We start from the raw sequence: 19,359 nt of genomic DNA on the forward strand, positions 1-19,359 counted from the left end.
TATTTTGAGGTTGCTTATGTCAAATCGTCGTGAAACACGCGCTCAAGCGCAAAATTTTATTGAAACCCTAAAACCTTTACAGCACCCAAATTCTGAAAAGATCTATCTGAGCGGATCCCGCCCCGATCTGTTAGTGGGCATGCGTCAAATTCATCAAAGCGATACTATCCTTGGCGGTAGTAAAGATGCGCCCGTGACTGAAGCCAACCCAGCCATTAAAGTTTATGATTGCGCCGGTGCCTATTCAGATCCTGATGCTGAAATTAATGTCCGTTTAGGCTTAAACAAGTTTCGCCAAGCTTGGATTGAAGAGCGCGAAGATACAGAGCAACTTGATGGAGTTAGCTCTGACTTTACCCAACAGCGTTTGGTTGACGACGGTTTAGATCATTTGCGTTTTGAAGCCCTTGTTCGCCCTAAAAAAGCCAAGTCAGGCCGCCGCGTTACTCAAATGCATTACGCTCGTAAAGGCATTATCACACCTGAGATGGAATATATTGCCATTCGCGAGAATATGGCTAGAGAGCAAGTCACTGATGAGATTTTGACTCAAAAAGCCCCCGGTGAAGCTTTTGGCGCTCACATTGGCCAGCCTATTACCGCTGAATTTGTCCGTGATGAAGTTGCCCGCGGCCGCGCCATTATCCCGTTAAACATTAATCATCCAGAAGCTGAGCCAATGATCATTGGGCGTAACTTTTTAGTCAAAGTTAATGCCAATATTGGTAATTCTGCTGTGACGTCTTCAATTGAAGAAGAAGTTGAAAAGCTGGTCTGGTCAACGAGGTGGGGCGCTGACACTGTAATGGATTTGTCTACGGGGCGCTATATCCATGAAACCCGTGAATGGGTCATTCGAAACTCTCCTGTCCCCATTGGTACAGTGCCCATCTATCAAGCGTTAGAAAAAGTAAATGGTGTCGCTGAAGACCTAAATTGGGACATTTTCAAAGATACCTTGATTGAACAGGCAGAGCAGGGCGTCGATTACTTTACCATCCATGCTGGGGTACTGCTGCGTTATGTACCAATGACGGCAAAACGTCTTACTGGCATCGTTTCTCGTGGTGGTTCCATCATGGCAAAGTGGTGTTTAAGTCACCATAAAGAAAGTTTTTTGTATGAGCACTTTAGAGAGATTTGCGAAATCTGCGCTGCCTACGATGTGTCATTGTCATTAGGCGATGGTATGCGGCCCGGCAGTATTGCCGATGCCAATGATGAAGCGCAATTTGCTGAATTAGAAACCTTAGGCGAGCTGGTTAACATTGCTTGGGAAAATGATGTGCAAACCATCATTGAAGGCCCAGGCCATGTACCGATGCAGCTCATTAAAGTGAATATGGAAAAGCAGCTTGCCCATTGTGATGAAGCGCCTTTTTACACACTCGGCCCACAAACCACCGATATTGCGCCAGGTTATGATCACTTCACCTCAGGGATTGGGGCGGCAATGATGGCTTGGTATGGCGTGGCCATGCTGTGCTATGTCACTCCTAAAGAGCATTTGGGCTTACCGAATAAAGAAGATGTTAAACAAGGACTTATCGCTTATAAAATTGCAGCTCATGCTGCCGATGTGGCTAAAGGTCACCCTGGTGCGCAAATTCGTGATAATGCCTTATCAAAAGCAAGGTTCGAATTTCGCTGGGAAGATCAATATAACTTAGGCTTAGACCCAGATACCGCTCGTGCTTATCACGATGAATCGCTCCCCCAAGAGTCTGCCAAAGTTGCGCATTTTTGTTCTATGTGTGGGCCAAAGTTTTGCTCAATGAAAATCACTCAAGAAGTGCGTGAATACGCTGCAAAGCAAGCGCGTGATCAGTTACAAAAGGTGAACGTGCTTGACGCTAGCGAATTTAAACACCTGCAGGCACACTCTAATCACAATGTTAATTCCGTAGACGCAAGTGCAGATATAAGCGTTAGTAGCGGTGTAGATATTCAATCAGCCATGGCACAAAAGTCAGCTGAATTTAAAGCCACAGGCTATGCAATTTATCATCCGTTACCTTCTAAGCCAGACACAGCAACAAGCGCAGATTTAGCTGTTAAGACCACTGCTGAATTAGAGGCTTAACCATGAATGTTTCACAACCACATAGCTTAGAAACCATGTCGCCCATCGTCTGGACTATTGCCGGTTCAGATAGTGGTGGCGGCGCCGGCATACAGGCAGATTTAGCAACTATAAATGACTTACAGTGTTTTGGCTGCAGCACAATTACCACTGTTACTGCGCAAAATTCGGTGGCTGTAACACTAGTCGAGGCTGTGTCAGAATCCATCTTATTGGCTCAGCTAAATACACTTGCTAGCGATTTAGCGCCAGCAGCCATAAAAATTGGCTTAATTGCCAATCAACAACAATTGGTACTCATTGCTAATTGGTTAAAGACATTTAAAAGTCAGAGTTTAGCTAACCAGCTGATCCCGATTATTTTAGATCCTGTCATGGTTGCCAGTAGTGGTGATAGCTTAAATGAGCGCGCAAAAAAGCCGTTAGATTTTAGCCCTTTTAAAGGTCTAATTAGCTTAATTACCCCTAATGTTAGGGAGTTACACACGCTGACTGATACTAACAGCGTGGCATTTGAACCTCAGTGCACAATTAAAAGCCAAAGCCTAGACTCAAGTGATGGTTTTTATAGTGCGGCAGCGCAACTGGTTAAACAGCTTCATTGTCATGTGCTCGCCAAAGGCGGTGATGCAGTATGGCAACAAACCAAAGCCAATGATTTGTTCATTTGCCGTAAAGTTCACGGCGTGAGTGACGCCCATCAATATCAAGCTTATTGGCTTAATAGCGAGCGAGTTAATACAAGTAATAACCATGGCACAGGTTGCACCTTATCCACTGCGATAGCATGCTTTTTAGCCCATAACTATGTACTTCATGATGCCGTTGTGATGGCAAAAGCATATGTACTCAAGGGATTAGTGTGCAGTGAATCATTTGGTAAAGGCGCAGGGCCAGTGGTAAAAACCGCTTGGCCTGATGAAATACAATACTACCCTGAAATTACTGCCGTAAGTGGCGCTGAAATTAACAATTTAGGCAAAACACAGCAAGAATTAGCTGCTGGTGGAAAGTTTAGCAATGGATTAATAAATACAGCTCAGGGCTACCTAGATTGCCGCTTTCCTGCGCTGCATAAGGGCATTGGTGTTTATCCGGTTGTGGATGACGTGACTATGCTGCAAAGCGTGTTAGAAGCCAATTGCACCACAGTGCAGCTGCGAATTAAAGCTAATGCTGTCAATGAGGTCTCTAATGATGCTCAGCAAACCAAACTAGTACAAGATATTAGCCGCGCAATAGCTCTGGGTAAGCAATATAACGCCCAAGTGTTTATTAACGATCATTGGCAACTGGCAATACAGCTTGGTGCATTCGGGGTTCATTTAGGTCAAGAAGACCTTGAGTTAGCTGACTTAAATGAAATTTCAGCGGCAGGGCTAGCCCTTGGGTTATCTAGCCACAGCGTATTTGAAATTCTATTAGCTCAGCAATTAAATCCATCCTATATCGCCTTAGGGCATATTTTCCCAACGACCACTAAGGTGATGCCGTCAAAGCCTCAAGGCTTAGCAAAATTAGCACGCTACAGTGCATTACTTAACAACGTATGCCCAACCGTGGCCATCGGTGGTATTGATGCAAGTGTTATAACGGATATCAAAGCCACTGGGGTTGATAGTGTTGCCGTGGTAAGAGCCATTACTGAAGCAGAAAACCCTGCCAAGGCTTATTCATTGTAGAGCAGCAATGGCATCTAGCGGCTGCACAACAACCTCAGCAACAACCTCAGCAACAGCCAAGGCAATCACATGTAAAATCCCACAAGCCATCAGTGAAACAGCTGCAGTGTGAGCCAGTGTCATGACGATTACACAACAGCGTCAAGCTAATAAGAGTGGGCTCACTTCCAAGCAGTTTATCAAGTATGCCAGTCATATTTTACTGACTGATATGGGTGAGCTTGGTCAGCTTAAATTACTTAATAGCCGGCTACTGATCATCGGAATCGGTGGTTTAGGTCACAGTGTTGCCCAGCAATTGGCCGCCGCGGGAGTTGGAGAACTGATATTGATGGATCATGACAAGGTGGAGCTTTCAAATCTGTCGCGGCAATTACTTTTTAACGAACAAGATATTGGTTTAAGCAAAGCGCTACTTGCCAAAGATAAGTTAGCAGCAGCCTATGAAGACGTAAATATCATGGCAATTGAGCAGGCCTTTGGTGCTCATACGGAAGGCGCTGATACAGATGGTGCAAAATTAGTTGAATCTGTCGATCTGGTGTTTGATTGCACTGACAACTTTACTAGCCGCTTAATGATTAATGAAGTTTGTGTTCGTCACGCTACAGGGCTAATTAGCGCAGCGATTTCCGCTAATGATGGGCAATTATTTTGCAGCTCAACTGACTATCCGCAAAGGGGCTGTTATCAATGCCTGTACCCACAAGATACTCATGTTTCACAAACATGTGTATCAATGGGGGTTAACACTGCTGCTGTTCAAACGGTTGCATCAATGCAAAGTTTATTGGGGCTAAATTGGTTAACAGCCGATGACTTAGGCAAAGGCCAGCTAGCGGGTAAGTTACATGTGTTTAATGCTAAAAGCTTGCAATGGCAGATTATACAAATGAATCAAGACCCTAAATGTAGTTGTTGTAGCGCAGCTATTACAGCGTCAACAAATGACGTCAACTCATGCAGATAACTTTACCGCAAAAGGATTAAACATGATTGAAATTGAATTTAATGGCCAACCAGAGCAGTTGCAACAAGCGCCAAGCTTATTAGCGCTAATAGAGTCTAAACAACTTAATCCCAAAGCACTGGCATTAGTGCTCAATCAACAAGTTGTACCAAGAAGTCGCTGGCAGGCCATTCAATGCCAGCCTAATGATAAAGTAGACGTCTTTTCAGCTGTAGCAGGGGGGTGATTATGTTAACCATAGCCGGACATCAATTTGAGTCTCGTTTATTTACAGGTACAGGAAAGTTTAGCGATGCTAACACTATGCTAGCTGCCATTGAGGCCTCTAACTCACAATTAGTGACCCTCGCAATGAAGCGTATTGATCATAGTAAAGACTATGATGACTTGTTGACGCCATTACAGCAAATGGGAGTTAAGTTATTACCCAATACTGCAGGGGCAAGAACCGCTAAAGAAGCTATTTTTGCAGCAGAACTTGCCAGTGAAATGCTTGGCACAAAGTGGATCAAACTTGAAATCCATCCAGATCCGAAATACTTGATGCCAGATGCTATTGAAACCCTTAAAGCTGCCGAAGTCTTGTGTAAAAAAGGCTTTATTGTGTTGCCTTATGTTCACGCAGATCCTGTGCTGTGTTACCGGCTAGAGGAAGTGGGCTGCGCCGCTGTGATGCCGTTAGGCAGTCCTATCGGCAGTAATCAAGGTTTAGCCACTGAGCCTTTTTTAGAGATGATCATTGAGCAAGCTAATGTGCCGGTGGTTGTTGATGCTGGGATTGGCGCACCTTCGCAAGCTAGCCGAGCAATGGAGCTGGGCGCAGATGCCGTGCTAGTCAATACTGCGATTGCCAGTAGTCAATCTCCCATAGTGATGGCGCGGTGTTTTGATTTTGCGGTTAGAACCGGTCGTGATGCCTATACCGCCGGACTTGGCAGTGTTACCAAACAGGCAGAACATACTAGCCCGCTGACGCAATTTTTACATCTGTAAGCCAGATTATTCCCTTACAGGTGAATGATTTGGTTTGAGTAATTTAACTTTGAATGCGGTTGGTTCAACAAATTAAGTTAATAGAGTGGCGCACCATGAGTTTTGTCGAGCAATTTAAACAGCTAGATTTAATCGATTTATCAATGCGGATTAATAGCAGCACTGAAGCTGATGTGCAACAAGCATTACAGCGCCCCCAAGGTCATATTGACAGTTTAATCGCGCTTTTATCGCCTGCTGCATTACCTTTTTTAGAAACGATGGCGCAGCGGGCATATCAGATAACCCGGCAACGCTTTGGGGCTAATATTGGTTTATACCTGCCATTGTATTTATCTAACTTGTGCGCAAATGAGTGTGACTATTGCGGTTTTTCTATGAGTAATAAACTCAAACGAAAAACCTTAACAGAGACCGAATTATTAGCTGAAATTCAAATCATTAAACAGCGAGGTTTTGATTCAATATTACTGGTTTCTGGAGAACATGAAACCAAAGTAGGCATTGAATACTTTAAAACCATCTTGCCACTGGTAAAACAGCATTTCAGTTATGTAGCAATCGAAGTACAGCCTTTGGCGCAAGATGAATACGCCCAGCTGGTGGGGTTAGGGCTCGATGCTGTGATGGTATATCAAGAAACTTATCATCGCCAAACCTATGCCAAGCATCATACCAGAGGTAAAAAACAAGACTTTACTTATCGGCTCACTACACCAGAAAGGGTCGCGGCGGCTGGGGTTGATAAAGTGGGATTAGGGGTATTGCTCGGATTAGACAGTTGGCGCGTAGATGCGTTATTAATGGGCTATCATTTGGCCTATTTAGAAAAACATCACTGGCGCAGTCGTTACAGTATTTCTTTACCGAGATTAAGACCGTGTACCGGTGGAATTAGTCCTAAAGTCGAATTAACTGATGTGGGCTTAGTGCAATTGATCTGTGCGTTTCGATTGTTTAACCCCCAGCTTGAAATTAGTTTATCTACCAGAGAAACCCAGCAGTTACGTAACAACTTATTGCCTTTAGGGGTGACTCATATCAGCGCTGGCAGCTCAACCCAACCTGGTGGTTATCAAAATCCCAACACCCAGTTGGATCAATTTGAAATCTCAGATGAGCGCAGCGCGGTGCAAATAGTGCAGCAAATACAAAAGTCAGGGCTTAACCCAGTATGGAAAGATTGGGAGACAAACTGGTATTAGTTTTTAAATTGGTATGCATTTTATCAAGACTATTCAATGTGATATAACTTGCTATTAGGTTGTTTCAAAAGGAGTTGTATCATGGAAATAGCATCAAGTTTTACCCTCGGTGTTCAAGGACTGCAACAGGCGCACAATGATTTAGCGCAGGCGACCACGGCGGTAGCCATCCCAGAAACGCTAAGTTCTGCCTCAGTACAAATAACTGCAGATAGCGTCACGCTTAGCTCGCAAACAGCGGCCCTGATTGATGCTCAGAAAGCTATTTCTCACGCCGAGGTTGCAGTAGATGTGATAAATGTCTGGTCTGAAAACATTGGCACCATAATCGATGTCTCAGTGTAGAACTCAATGTAACTTGAGCTGGCATTAATGACTTTGAGTATCATTAAAGCTAAATAAATCAGATATCTATCAAGGCTTGTTTTGGTCAATATCGTGCTGTAATAAAATTAAAGATTCTAACAATTTACTGGCAGGCCCCTGATTATCTCGGTTAGGGATAACCAAAGTTAATGCAATTTTACGACTTTTACTGCCTTTAAGAATAAGCCTGGCGAGCTTACCTTGGCGAATATCATCCTCGACCAAATAAGCGGGCGCCCAACAAAAGCCAATGCCACTTTGTAACACGTTTTTTGCTTCGTGAAAGTTTGATACTGTCCAGCGCTGCTCTGACTTTAACCAACCAGTATCTACTGATTTTTCAGTTGCAGTGTCTTTAATGACCACTTGTAAGTGCTGCGCCAGCTCTGTTTCATCGGCAACAATACCGCACTGGGTTAATGGATGAGTCGGACTGCATACAAGGTATAAGTCTGACTCACACAGGAACTCGGCAATATGGCCTTTTGCAGGAATACCGCAAATAGCGATATCGGCGATGTTATTGTCAATTAATTCTTGTGTGCCTGTGATCACCGAGTCAATGACAGTCACTCGGGTCCCACGGCTATCGGGCCAAAAGGCTTTTAAGGCGTCCACAAGAAATTGCATTGGATAGATGATTTCGCGGGCAATGGTCAAGTTGGGCTCCCAGCCTTGTCCTAAATTGCTCGCAAGTTGCTCAAGTTCATCAACGGTTTGGGTTAAGTGACGTGAGCGCCTGAGTAGTACTTCACCTTGCTGCGTTAGGTAAGCTTTGCGTCCCTTTACTTCAAGTAATTGAATCCCAAGTTGGTTTTGTAGTTTAGCCACAGCGTGATTGAGCGAAGATTGGCTTTATTCAGCTTTTCTGCTGCTTGGGCGTAACCACCAAAGTCCACTACAGATTGAATAATTCGCCATTGCTCAAGTGTGGATTTTGCTCTATTCATACAAAACTCATTAGTTTACAGGTCAATATTAAAAAGAGCGTATCACACAGTGATACGCTCTTGAAGGCAATCGAGAACGCGCTTAATTACTTAGCGCTAGGTTTCTCTTTTGTATTGCTGTTAGTTTTAGTGAGATCTTTAGGCGTCACTTGCACCGGCAAATACTTTTTCGTCGCTTTTATTTCAGCAAGGTAAGGGCCTTTATGCAGCTTCTCTGGCCAATCAAGAAGCATCATCGCCAATACATTGCGGTGTTCGCCTGACACCATATTGGGATTACCACGAGGTGACGGGATCAGTTGATACTCAGGGATAAATGACGCCGCAATATGGTTTTGAGTCTTTTTAACCACAGGATGGTTTGGCTGACCCGCTAATAAAAAGCTAATGCCGACTTCTGAAATAATGTCATCGGTTGCATCAGTTAAGATCCTATCAATGTTGTTATTAAAGAAATCTAAAATCCATTGATAATCTTTGGCGTTAACTTGCTCTTGGTAATAACCACTAGAGGCAAAAATAAAGTGTGTCATACCATATAGCTTGTTTCGGTACTGCTTTTTATCAAGATTGTTGTCTTTATCGTCAGGATAAGTCTCGATGAACGCTTGTTTATATACCTCGACATAATCCCCCACATTTAGCTGTTTAGCCCAGTAAACATAATTCACTAACTGCGCGGCCCATGATGTGATCATTTTAGGATCAGTCAAAGCTGGGGTTAAATCATAGGCTTTTAAGCCTTTAATCATTTGCTCATGACATGGCCCCATGAAACCCAGTTCATCGGTGCGACTGGCATAGCGCAATAAAATATCGCTATAGAAAATAAACTCTGGAAACGGCTTAAGGGCTTTTTTACGCGCTTTAGCACGAGGACCTTTACCTAACACACTAATAGCTTGTTCGGCTTCATCTTCAATAAAATTAGGTTTATCCATATTACAGGCAAAGTAGTTTTGTCTTTCTGTAATGGTGATCAAATCAATTAAAGCGGCATTAGCGTACTTTTCATCACCAGTCATGCGATACATACGTAAACCATAATGCCCTTGAATTCGAGGTGGCAAGGAATACATATTTTGTTCAAGGTTAAGCTGAATTGCGCTTCGAACTTGCTGGTGAGTTAATTGATGGTTATCTCTGGTTTCAGCAAAGCTGCTGGCACAAGTAAGTAGCAACGAAAAGCTGATTAAACTGGTTAAGGATTTAAATTTTCGAATTGCCAACATTAAAGGCTCTCCTGATGATTGATAATGGATCAGTCGGTGGATTAAGTATAATGCTCATTTGTTGGATTAGGGATAAATTATCTTCATTAACTACCAAAATATCAAAAACTTGGCGATTTGTTATTGAAGCGTTAGTGTCTGTATTAATCAAATTAACTAAATTTTGTTGCCAAAGTGGGTGATAGTAATCGAGCCCTTCATTAGCTATGCCGTTAAAGCTATAGGCCATATTTTTTGCATCCGGCCATTGTTGATTAAAACTCGCCTGAAAAGCCTGATTGATGGCGCTATTTAGTTGTTGATTATTTATATCATCCCCTTGCTGCTCAGAGTTTAAATAATACCAAGCGACTTTGCTGCGAAATACCCTAAGTTGCTGTCGATAAGACTCAGCAAATTGCTCTCTCGCTGAAGGGGTTAAATAGGCTAATTGGTGTTGTAGATGACTGCTTAACCAATAATAACCTAATAAATAATTATCTGTTGATACTCCAAGCTTATTTACCAAATAGAATTGGCTGCCTCGAGTCATAGCAGTAATGGCCTCGCTGAGGCTTTTCACCAGTTGCATTGCTTGGCGCCGATTAGATAAATATTTTGGAAAAACCACGCTCGCTTGGGCAAATTGCTGACCGATCACCGGATACCTAATGATATTCGCCATCGAATGCTTACTTGTATGGATATAGAGTTCACCAACTAAACGCTGCTGATGCCACAAGCGATAAGTTGTAATTGGTTCTGATGGTTCATTGACCGTTGCAGTGCCATTGCCAGTACTCGCGGTGGTATTGGTTTCATTAGTGGACGACATATCAGCTTGCACTTGGAGGGGAATCGCTTCGAATTCAAGCCCCAGAGGCGTTAATACATCGACAACTTGCTGAAATAAATCACTACTGTTTTTGGGGCCAAGATAAGGGGTATTTTTTATCTGACTAAGGGTTTTACCGATATTCCAAGGCGCTGTATTAATATTATTGGTTTGGCTTTCTAAGAAGGATAATAACAGCTGATTTGTTAATAACGGCTTTGTTGATAATGATTGGGTTGCCTGTAATGGCGCGCTTTGGGCTTCAGCTGAAGCAATGCTGGGCTCAGGCGCTGAAACTTGCTGCTTAATGGTTTTAATTGTCGCTAATAACTGCTGATTTTTACTTTTTGCCCGTGCTTGATAGGCCTGCCAAGTGGTTTTTCGGCATTGCTCATCTGGTTGTAAAAGTAAGTATTTGGCTAAACTGATCTCAAAAGCAGAGTTTGTATCATCGCGGTTGGTATCTAACTGGCATTGTGCGTTATTAAATACCAATTTCAAATTACTATTACTAAGGTTTCGTCTTATCGTTGCCTGTGCATTGTGTAACTGTGATTTGGTATCGATATCAAGTTGGGCTAGTGTAATCGCGTTAATTTTATTGGCTAATAAAGAGTAGGGCATGTGGCTATCTTCAAGCTCAGCGATAAAACTGGATAATTGAGGCGCTGTTAACAATGCTGATAATTCATCAGCTAAATGTAATTGGCACATTAATAGCCCTTCACGCTGGTTATGAGTGGCTAAGTGGCGGTAGTAATTTAAACGGTCGTTAAAATTGTTAAAGCCTAAGGTTAATTGCTCAAACTGTAATGTTTGGTAAGGGGTTGTTTGCTTTAAATCTAGGGATGCTAAAGACGGTTTGTATTGCAAACATTGTTGCACAAACAGCTGAAGAGGATTGGCAACTGCTTGCGCAGTTGCCAATAAACTAAAAGTTAGGATTACTACAGAAATGCTTTTTGGCATAAGCCACACGTTCTTCCACTGAAACGGCAGGGCCTTTGATAGACTCAACATGTTGCAAGCGTTGTAAAATCCCTCTACCGTTTGCGGTTTGAATTGCAAGTCCTGGTCGAGCATTTAGCTCCAGTAGTAATGGACCTCGCTGCTTATCCAAAACCATATCGGTTCCTAAATAACCCAGTTCACACATTTCATAGGCACTGGATGCGGTATGAAGCAGGGTGTCCCAGTTTGGGACTTGAATTTGTGACAATTCAAATTGAGTATCAGGATGCTTTAAAACAGGTTCATCAAATTGAACAGCAAACAAACTTTTGCCTGTAGCAATATCTAAACCGACACCGACAGCGCCTTGGTGCAAATTAGCTTTGCCATCAGAAGCAGCTGTTGAGCAGCGTAGCATGCCCATTACTGGATAGCCTTTAAACACGATTAAGCGGATATCAGGCACGCCTTCGTAACTAAAACCATCAAAAACCGGATCGAACTCAATCAAGCCTTCAACAATGGCGACATCAGGGGTGCCGCCTAAAGAAAACAACCCACTTAAGATGTTGGAGACATGGCGATAAACTTCAGTCGGCGTCACTTCATCGCCATTAGGTTTATAATAGCGACCGCCTTCCACTTTAGTGATCACCAAAATCCCTTTACCGCCAGAACCTTTTGCTGGCTTTATCACAAAGCCAGTACGGTCGATGACCATTTGCGGAATATCATTGATTTTGTGCTGCTCTTCAACAACACCAATCAAGTCAGGTACGGCAATACCATTGGCTAAAGCTAATTGCTTGGTAATCAGCTTGTCATCCACGCGTTTGTAATATTTACGAGGATTATATTTTCCAATGTAATCGATATTACGCTTATTCATATTTAATACGCCTTTGCGGCGCAGCTCCCAAGGCCAGGCAAAGTTCATTACTGATCTCCAGCCAAAGGTTTAAAGCGTTTAAGCTCTGTGAGACGGTAGCCAGTGTATTGGCCCATCACTAACACCATTGCTAAAATCACTAAGTGAATACCTAAGAAGTTAAATACCCAATATTGGATCCAACTGTTACTCATAGCAAGGTAGGCTAAGGTGGCGACAAACAAGCTACCACCGCCGGCCATCACTACCGCTTTAGGGCCTTCTTCTTCCCATAAAATTGACATACGTTCAATGGTCCATGCCAAAATGATCATCGGGAAGAAGGTAATGGTTAAGCCTTCACTTAATCCCACTTTATAGGAAATAAGCGTAAACAAGCCAATAATAAATATCACTACAATAATGACCGCGGATATTCGGGATATGAGCAATAAGTTAAGTTGCGATAAATAGGAGCGGATCATCAAACCAAAGGCGACAATTAACAAGAAGCCAATTAAACCGGTCAATAATGTGGTTTGAATAAAGGCTAATGCAATCAGTACCGGCATAAAGGTACCTGATGTCTTGATACCGATAATCACTCTTAAGAACACCACTACAAGCACGCCAATTGGGATCAATAAAATCCCTTTGAAGGTACTTTGTTCTTCTAGTGGTAATTGGTACAAAGAAAAATCCAGTGCATCTGAGTTTTTCATCATATCGATAGAGGTTGCCAGTGCTGAGCGTGTTTCTTGCAACATTGAAAAGTTAACTTGCGAGTTACTGCCACCAACAACATCTAACACCGATTGGTTATTGTGTTGCCATAAAACCAAGTTATCAGGACGGCCTTGTTTGTTGCCTTCAACATCAAATAAAACCCATTCACCATTATGATAAACCTGCACATAAGGATTGAGTTGCTGACGACGACGTTGGTCTTCTAGCATTAGACCACTCACTTGTTTTGCAGGAACGCCTTTAGAGTGCAGCATTTGCAAAAACAACTGGGTACGAGTGTTAACTGATAATAACAGTGCTAAATTCTGCGATTGATTAGTGTCGTTAATCACTGACATTAACTGCTGTGCGTAAGAAAGGTTATTAGCACTGCGCTGCCATACATCGTTCATGATTTGGTCAGCGGCGCCTTTTTCAGTGACTTGCCATAAAAAGGGTTCTGGTGTTTCAGGTACTTCATCTTGGGTGACGTCAAGTTGACCTGTCGGTACCAGTGTTACACGGTAATATAAGGATTGACGTCCAGAGGATTCACGAATTGACCAAACTGCTCTTCTGTCAGCCCCTTCTGAGATATTTAGACCATATCCCGGTGAGGTAGCATTTTCTGAAAGTACATCAAATGCAGGATCTTGTGGCAAAGAGAGTGATACTTCGGTTGGGTTATTATTACCATTAAACATCACTTTTGCTTCCACTGACCAGCTTTGAACCTGCTGACCAGGAAGGAAAGGGACGTTGTGTTCAACGCTGCGATAAATACTGGCTGCAGTACCGAATATAAATAATAACGCGACGAAGATAAAAAACGGTTTACGTGAATGCATTAGAAGTCCTATTTAACTTTTGTCGTTATTTGTTTGTCTTTTTTTCCATGAATATAGCTCTGGCCGACATCGACTACAGCAATATCTTTCATAAATTTACGACCAAGTAGTAAGGGATAATCTAAATGGCTACGATCGGTTAAGTTTAAGTCAGTTTCAGCGGCGTATTTACCAATTTGCAGGTGGGCATGAATAACGGGGCGGCGATCATCAGGTTGTTCTGCATCTTGTTTAATGCGCACAAAACGTTCAACTTTATGTTCAAAAGTATCCCCAGGTTGATCCTCTCCATTGATCATTACATCGAAGCGAACCCATTGAACGCCATTACGTTCAAATAACACAATATTGCGGGCATCTAATGATGACGATTCAGCGCCAGTATCAATACGCGTTGCAAAAGCGGCTTTTAATTCGTCAATAAAAACACTTTCTACTTCACCCAGAACAAACTTATCGGTTATTGCTGACTCAGGACACTGAGGTGGTTCATTTAATTGCGCTAATGCAACGGCATCAGCATCCATTTTTTCAGATTGTTTGGTAAGAGTATCGGTGATTTGTAACCTTAATTGTTGTACTTCTTCGTTTAAGGCAACAATTTCAGGTGTGGCGCTAATACATTGGCTATTAATCGCTTCAATAATAGCGGCCTGAGAACTGGCTAAATTTGAAGTAAACTCTTCACTACCAACCGGAGTTACTTTTTCTGTTGAAGCACAGCCGGTGATTAACGCGGCTGTACAAGATAAAATAAATACCTGCTTTAACATGATAATTCCTGTTATTTTAATAATCTAGGTTAAATTAAGTCGTGATTAGGTTGGTTCTTTATTGCAATAATCGTTGCACGTTTGGGTGCAGGGTAACCTTCTACCGTTAAACTAACATCATTTGGATCAAGATAATCCACTAACGACTCGTTTTTCATCCATTTAGTTGAGCGCTGTTCTGCCATAGAGGTGACATCAACATCGACACAACGGATATCGGTAAAATCGCATTTTTTAAGCCATAACATTAACGCATCAACGGAGGGTAAAAACCATACGTTGTTCATTTTGCCGTATCTGTCTTCTGGCACTAAAACCGCATTTTCATCACCATCGATAACTAAAGTTTCTAATACCAATTCGCCGCCCATACGCAGTTGATCACGTAACTGCATTAGATGGTCGATAGGTGAGCGGCGGTGATATAACACTCCCATAGAAAACACTGTATCAAACGCATCAAGTGCTGGCAGTTCTTCAATTCCTAATGGCAATAAATGAACAGGATGCTGATTACCCGCTAAACGCTTAACGGCTTCAAATTGGCATAAAAATAACGGCGAAGGGTCAATACCCACGACACGTTTTGCGCCAGCCCCTAGCATGCGCCACATATGGTAGCCGCTACCACAACCTACATCTAGCACGGTGCGATTCTCTAACGGTGAAATATGTGGTTTTACTCGATCCCATTTCCAGTCACTGCGCCATTCGGTATCGATATCAATACCATGAATATTAAAAGGACCTTTACGCCAAGGTTGAAACAAGCCTAAAAGGTTTTCAAGTTTTTCAGTTTGACCTGCAGTTAATTGGCTGCCATCGCCAATTTTGACACCATTGAATAAATCGATGCTTGTTGGAGTAGGGTAATTAAGTTTGTTAAGGACTTTTTCCCATTTAGGTAAATTGCCGTGTTTATGTTCACGTTGCCACTTTCCTAAAATAGCCGGTAATTCTTCCAACCAGTGTTGTAACGATGAGTCGGCAATTTGTTGATAAAAAGAGCTGAAACTAATCACTTGATAGCCACCATAGATGCGAAATTAAAACATTGGAACCATACAGTTGAATGACTAAAGCCATTATCAGTAAAGCGTTGTTGGTGGATTGTTAAACTGTCTGGGCGCATCACATTTTCAAGTGCGCTGCGTTTTTGGCTGATTTCTAACTCACTGTAGCCATTAGCACGTTTAAAATCGAGGTGTTGTTCATACAGCAATGATTGAATCACATCATCTTCAAAGCAGATCTTTTCTGAGATCACTAAAATGCCGCCAGGCAATAAGCCTTGAAATATTTTTTTGATCAGGCTATCTCTATCTTGCACCGGTAAAAACTGTAAGGTGAAATTTAACACCACCATCGATGCATTGGTGATTTCTACATCTCTAATGTCACCACAAATTAACTCAACCTCAGTATCACTGACATAAGCCGCGAGATTTTCCTGACATCGAGAAACCATAGACTCGCTATTATCTACTGCGATAATACGGCATTGGCGTTGTTCAATTTGACGACGAATACTTAAGGTAGCAGAGCCTAAGGAGCTGCCTAAATCATAAATATTAGAATTTGGCGTTACATACCTATCAGCAAAATCACCTATCGTATTAATGATTTGTGCATAACCAGGTACAGAACGTCTGATCATATCGTTGAACACACCAGCGACGCGATTATCAAATTGAAAATCTGATATTTTGTCAGTTGCTGTGGCGTAAATTGTGTCTTGTTGAGAGTTCATCTGCAGTAACTTAGGAGTATTATATTGTCATTCTAGCTAATCCTAACAAATAGCAGCAAGTATCCCATTGGAATTTTTGTAAATTATTTTGTTTATTGGCTATTTTCTCGGTAAATTATTCATCTTGTTAGACAATTAGTCGATATAAAACGGTATGATGTACAGTAATTAAAAATAACCAACAAACACATAACCTTTTTCTTCAGAGAAAATACATCTTGCACAAGGGATAGCGCTTGAAGTTCACTCAATTTATATTTGTCATCATAGTCAGTTTAGTGCTCACCACTGCTACTTGGGCTAATACCTCCTCAGATGAGATACTAGTAAGCTCACTACCGAAAACAATATCTATTTCAATGAGTGAAGACGCTTACCCTTATCAATTTGTTGATCAAAATGGTAACCCTTCGGGTTTGATGGTCGATTTATGGCACGAATGGTCAGTTAAGAGTGGCATTAAAGTGATTTTTAAGCCCATGCCATGGAAGGAGTCACTCTCTGCTATTGAAGAAGGTAAGGTCGATGCCCATATAGGAATGGTAGTAAACGCGAAAAGAAAGACAAAATTTGCTTATGCCAATCAAATAACAACATTAAATAATTACGTTTACCTTCATAATGATATCGCCACTAAGAAAAGCATCACAGATTTAAAACCTTTTAAAATAGGGGTTATCGAAGGCACATCTCATCTCGATGATTTATTAGCCATTGAACCTAGTCTCACATTTAAAACCTTCAAAACTAAACGTGAACTCGTGGACGCGGTAATTGATGGCGAGCTATATGCTTTTGCTGCTATTCAAGGTTATTATCAAGGGATTCCGGTTAATTTTGATTTGGCCAATAAGTATCAAACTTCCGCTAGGATCTCAGTTAATACAGTTAATTTAGCGCCAGCGGTTGCCAAACGGCACAGTTATTGGGTTGCTGAAATTAACCAAGGTTTTGCGCAAATATCAGCGAAGGTGGTTGATGATATTGAGAAACGCTGGTTTGGCCTGAGACGTGAATCAGGCGGCTTAATGATCGCTATGCAAGTTGAAATTGAGCCGTTTGTTGATATAAACCCTGAAGGTCAACCCCATGGTTTATTTGTTGATATTTGGCAGCTATGGTCAGAAAAAACGGGCATCAATATTAATTTCATTTCTAGCGATATGAACGGTAGCATTAACATGGTTAAGAAAGGGCTTGCCGATGTTCATATTGGTTATCCTGAAAGTGACACGATGAACACTGGGTTAAATCGAGCAAATCATTTATACACGGTTAAAAGTCGTTTTTTTAGTTACCAAAAAGAATTAACCAATATTAGTCAAGTTGATGGTAAACGCATTGGTATTTTTGCCACATCTCCTTATATTGTTGAACTGAGAACATTATTGCCTAATGCGCAGCTGCGGTATTACGATTCTATGGCTCAAATGGTCAAAGCGAGCCAAGACGGCGATATTGTCGGCTTTGTTGCATCGAGTGCGACTACGTCACATTACTTACTTAATAATAAAAAATGGGCAGATTTCAATCAGCTCACTTCAACTGAATTTAGCACCCAGATTTATAACCTCACCAATGTTGAAAACACAGAGCTTGCTGAGCGTATCACCAATGGTTTCAAGCTGATTAGTTTGCATGAACTAAATAAAATAGAGCGTAAATGGCTGGTTAATAATGACGACCGCACTTTTATTAGCCGTGATAAGCAAATATTTTTAAGTCATAACGAGCAAAAATATTTGGACTCCTTAGGTGCATTAAAATTGGGCTATTTAGACGACTGGGCACCAATGGAATATCAAAATGAACAGGGTGAGTTTTCTGGCGTTAACAGCGACGTCACTGACATTATCTCTAATCAATTAGGAATCGATATTATTCCAGTTGCTTATCAAGATTGGGATAGCCTTAACAATGATATTAAATCAGGAACCATACACATGGTCGCTAGTATGGCCAAGAGTAAATTGCAGCAGCCTACGCTCGAATTTACCGATGGTTACTGGCCATCTCCTTGGGCCATTGCCACCTCACTCACTGAGCAACCACTATTTAATTTAAGTCAATACACAAGTAAACGGATTGCTGTGGTCAAAGGGTACAGCATCAATAATCAATTAAGGCAACAATTTCCAGGCTTAAAGATCATGCCTGTGGCAGATGTCAAAAGTGGTTTAAAAGCCGTATCTACAGGTCAAGCTGATTTATTTATTGAGCAAGTGGTTACCTTGGCTTATGCACTTAATGAAGGTGGTTTCCCTGATTTAAAAATAGCACTGGTAGCGGATTTAGCAGAGCAAAAAAGTCATATTGGCGTCTATTCAGAACTTAAAAAGCTCATCCCACTAATTAATCGTGCCTTAGAAACTATTGATGAAACAAAGCAGCAGCAAATGTATCAGCAATGGGTGGCCATTGACTTAAGTAGCGAAGCGGATAAATATCAACATTGGTTTAAGATGCTGTTGATAGGGTTAGTTATTGTTAGCGCTATTACATTGTTGGTTATTTGGGGTAACAGGCGGCTGAAGGCAGAAGTGGAGCTTCGTAAACAAGCACAATTAGAAAGTAAATTTGCAGCTGAGCATGATCCTGTGACTCATTTACCTAATCGGTGTTTACTTGATGATAGATTAGCTTGCGCCGTCACCGCTCATCTAAGAGAACAACATAAATTTGCCATTTTATTTATTGATATCGATAAGTTTAAAGCAGTTAATGACACCTATGGCCATCATGTTGGTGATCAAGCATTAGTTGCTATAGCAAATAGCTTGAAAAAAGCGGTTAGAAAATCAGATACAGTTTCTCGATTTGGTGGTGATGAATTTGTCATACTACTGAATAATATCGATAACGCAGAAAGTGCAATTAAGGTGGCTGAAACCATTACTGCTAACCTAACAGAGCCTTTGAGGATTGATGGTATCAGTCTAACGCTTACTGCCAGTATCGGTATGGCGATTTATCCTGATGATGGTGATAACGCCATTGCATTGTTAAAGTGTGCTGATAAAAATATGTACCGCAACAAGAAAAGCGCTAACAACTTAGGTTACCAATAAGCTGAATAGTCTTGATTAATTTCTAACAAATAAACTTAAGGCTTGGCAGCGGTTAACCAAAAATGCAGCAGATCCACAAA

Annotated in this window: 16 protein-coding genes and 1 pseudogene; 8 read left to right on the forward strand and 9 right to left on the reverse strand. The window is 41.7% G+C overall.

Annotation, left to right across the window (positions count from 1 at the left end; translation table 11 throughout):
• The first annotated feature begins 16 nt into the window (after nt 1–16).
• Nucleotides 17–2,083 carry a phosphomethylpyrimidine synthase ThiC gene (gene thiC, locus Q4557_RS16485; RefSeq protein ID WP_303414020.1) on the forward strand — a complete coding sequence of 689 codons (2,067 nt, stop codon included), beginning with the start codon at nt 17–19 and terminating at the stop codon, nt 2,081–2,083.
• A gap of 2 nt (nt 2,084–2,085) precedes the next feature.
• Nucleotides 2,086–3,765 carry a thiamine phosphate synthase gene (thiE, locus tag Q4557_RS16490; protein WP_303414022.1) on the forward strand — a complete coding sequence of 560 codons (1,680 nt, stop codon included), beginning with the start codon at nt 2,086–2,088 and terminating at the stop codon, nt 3,763–3,765.
• On the opposite strand, the gene Q4557_RS16495 is transcribed toward thiE, so the two are convergent.
• A complete protein-coding gene (locus Q4557_RS16495) occupies nt 3,757–3,888 on the reverse strand; it encodes a hypothetical protein (protein WP_303414024.1) in 132 nt (43 codons plus the stop codon). The two genes, thiE and Q4557_RS16495, sit on opposite strands and share 9 nt — an antisense overlap.
• On the opposite strand from Q4557_RS16495, the gene Q4557_RS16500 reads away from it, so the two are divergent.
• The 5 genes from Q4557_RS16500 (at nt 3,887) to Q4557_RS16520 (ending at nt 7,278) form a co-directional block, all read left to right on the forward strand.
• The gene (locus tag Q4557_RS16500) at nt 3,887–4,735 is read left to right on the forward strand and encodes a HesA/MoeB/ThiF family protein (protein WP_303414026.1); all 849 of its coding nucleotides are present in this window, start codon (nt 3,887–3,889) and stop codon (nt 4,733–4,735) included. The genes Q4557_RS16495 and Q4557_RS16500 overlap by 2 nt on opposite strands.
• 22 nt (nt 4,736–4,757) lie before the next feature.
• Nucleotides 4,758–4,961, forward strand: coding sequence for a sulfur carrier protein ThiS (gene thiS / locus Q4557_RS16505; RefSeq protein ID WP_102437188.1), 204 nt, complete (start codon nt 4,758–4,760; stop codon nt 4,959–4,961).
• 2 nt (nt 4,962–4,963) lie between these two features.
• Nucleotides 4,964–5,728, forward strand: a complete 765-nt coding sequence (locus tag Q4557_RS16510) for a thiazole synthase (RefSeq protein WP_102437190.1) — start codon at nt 4,964–4,966, stop codon at nt 5,726–5,728.
• A 95-nt stretch (nt 5,729–5,823) separates the two neighbouring features.
• On the forward strand, nt 5,824–6,933 hold the full coding sequence (thiH, locus tag Q4557_RS16515; protein ID WP_303414029.1) for a 2-iminoacetate synthase ThiH: 1,110 nt from the start codon (nt 5,824–5,826) through the stop codon (nt 6,931–6,933).
• Nucleotides 6,934–7,014: 81 nt separating this feature from the next.
• Entirely contained in the window at nt 7,015–7,278 is a 264-nt protein-coding gene (locus Q4557_RS16520; RefSeq protein WP_303414031.1) for a chemotaxis protein, read from the forward strand.
• A gap of 69 nt (nt 7,279–7,347) precedes the next feature.
• Here Q4557_RS16520 and Q4557_RS16525 read toward each other — a convergent pair.
• From Q4557_RS16525 to cmoA, 8 genes and pseudogenes are all read right to left on the reverse strand, one after another.
• A pseudogene (locus Q4557_RS16525) lies at nt 7,348–8,249 on the reverse strand (LysR family transcriptional regulator).
• A gap of 86 nt (nt 8,250–8,335) precedes the next feature.
• Nucleotides 8,336–9,481 (reverse strand): DUF3541 domain-containing protein, encoded by a 1,146-nt coding sequence (locus Q4557_RS16530; RefSeq protein ID WP_303414032.1) that lies wholly within the window; start codon nt 9,479–9,481, stop codon nt 8,336–8,338.
• The gene (locus Q4557_RS16535; RefSeq protein ID WP_303414033.1) at nt 9,459–11,264 is read right to left on the reverse strand and encodes a hypothetical protein; all 1,806 of its coding nucleotides are present in this window, start codon (nt 11,262–11,264) and stop codon (nt 9,459–9,461) included. Before Q4557_RS16535 ends, Q4557_RS16530 begins: the two co-directional genes overlap by 23 nt.
• The gene (locus Q4557_RS16540; protein ID WP_076536381.1) at nt 11,227–12,183 is read right to left on the reverse strand and encodes an alpha-L-glutamate ligase-like protein; all 957 of its coding nucleotides are present in this window, start codon (nt 12,181–12,183) and stop codon (nt 11,227–11,229) included. Before Q4557_RS16540 ends, Q4557_RS16535 begins: the two co-directional genes overlap by 38 nt.
• Entirely contained in the window at nt 12,183–13,688 is a 1,506-nt protein-coding gene (locus Q4557_RS16545; RefSeq protein WP_102437200.1) for an inactive transglutaminase family protein, read from the reverse strand. The genes Q4557_RS16540 and Q4557_RS16545 overlap by 1 nt, the downstream gene beginning before the upstream one ends.
• 8 nt (nt 13,689–13,696) lie before the next feature.
• Complete coding sequence (locus tag Q4557_RS16550) at nt 13,697–14,461, reverse strand: ATP-dependent zinc protease (RefSeq protein WP_102437202.1); 765 nt, start codon at nt 14,459–14,461, stop codon at nt 13,697–13,699.
• A gap of 29 nt (nt 14,462–14,490) precedes the next feature.
• Nucleotides 14,491–15,483, reverse strand: a complete 993-nt coding sequence (gene cmoB / locus Q4557_RS16555) for a tRNA 5-methoxyuridine(34)/uridine 5-oxyacetic acid(34) synthase CmoB (RefSeq protein WP_102437204.1) — start codon at nt 15,481–15,483, stop codon at nt 14,491–14,493.
• Complete coding sequence (gene cmoA / locus Q4557_RS16560; protein WP_303414034.1) at nt 15,480–16,211, reverse strand: carboxy-S-adenosyl-L-methionine synthase CmoA; 732 nt, start codon at nt 16,209–16,211, stop codon at nt 15,480–15,482. The genes cmoB and cmoA overlap by 4 nt, the downstream gene beginning before the upstream one ends.
• A gap of 236 nt (nt 16,212–16,447) precedes the next feature.
• Between cmoA and Q4557_RS16565 the strand changes: the two genes are divergently transcribed.
• Nucleotides 16,448–19,279, forward strand: coding sequence for a transporter substrate-binding domain-containing protein (locus Q4557_RS16565; RefSeq protein ID WP_303414036.1), 2,832 nt, complete (start codon nt 16,448–16,450; stop codon nt 19,277–19,279).
• Nucleotides 19,280–19,359: the final 80 nt, after the last annotated feature.

The sequence above is a fragment of the Shewanella sp. 5_MG-2023 genome (assembly GCF_030547465.1).
Taxonomy (GTDB): Bacteria; Pseudomonadota; Gammaproteobacteria; order Enterobacterales; family Shewanellaceae; genus Shewanella.

What these genes read in the sequence shown, in the direction of transcription:
- thiC (WP_303414020.1), top strand. Translation starts at nt 17, where the DNA reads ATGTCAAATCGTCGTGAAACACGCGCTCAAGCGCAAAATTTTATTGAA.
- thiE (WP_303414022.1), top strand. Translation starts at nt 2,086, where the DNA reads ATGAATGTTTCACAACCACATAGCTTAGAAACCATGTCGCCCATCGTC.
- Q4557_RS16500 (WP_303414026.1), top strand. Translation starts at nt 3,887, where the DNA reads ATGACGATTACACAACAGCGTCAAGCTAATAAGAGTGGGCTCACTTCC.
- Q4557_RS16495 (WP_303414024.1), bottom strand. Translation starts at nt 3,888, where the DNA reads ATGACACTGGCTCACACTGCAGCTGTTTCACTGATGGCTTGTGGGATT.
- thiS (WP_102437188.1), top strand. Translation starts at nt 4,758, where the DNA reads ATGATTGAAATTGAATTTAATGGCCAACCAGAGCAGTTGCAACAAGCG.
- Q4557_RS16510 (WP_102437190.1), top strand. Translation starts at nt 4,964, where the DNA reads ATGTTAACCATAGCCGGACATCAATTTGAGTCTCGTTTATTTACAGGT.
- thiH (WP_303414029.1), top strand. Translation starts at nt 5,824, where the DNA reads ATGAGTTTTGTCGAGCAATTTAAACAGCTAGATTTAATCGATTTATCA.
- Q4557_RS16520 (WP_303414031.1), top strand. Translation starts at nt 7,015, where the DNA reads ATGGAAATAGCATCAAGTTTTACCCTCGGTGTTCAAGGACTGCAACAG.
- Q4557_RS16530 (WP_303414032.1), bottom strand. Translation starts at nt 9,481, where the DNA reads ATGTTGGCAATTCGAAAATTTAAATCCTTAACCAGTTTAATCAGCTTT.
- Q4557_RS16535 (WP_303414033.1), bottom strand. Translation starts at nt 11,264, where the DNA reads ATGCCAAAAAGCATTTCTGTAGTAATCCTAACTTTTAGTTTATTGGCA.
- Q4557_RS16540 (WP_076536381.1), bottom strand. Translation starts at nt 12,183, where the DNA reads ATGAACTTTGCCTGGCCTTGGGAGCTGCGCCGCAAAGGCGTATTAAAT.
- Q4557_RS16545 (WP_102437200.1), bottom strand. Translation starts at nt 13,688, where the DNA reads ATGCATTCACGTAAACCGTTTTTTATCTTCGTCGCGTTATTATTTATA.
- Q4557_RS16550 (WP_102437202.1), bottom strand. Translation starts at nt 14,461, where the DNA reads ATGTTAAAGCAGGTATTTATTTTATCTTGTACAGCCGCGTTAATCACC.
- cmoA (WP_303414034.1), bottom strand. Translation starts at nt 16,211, where the DNA reads ATGAACTCTCAACAAGACACAATTTACGCCACAGCAACTGACAAAATA.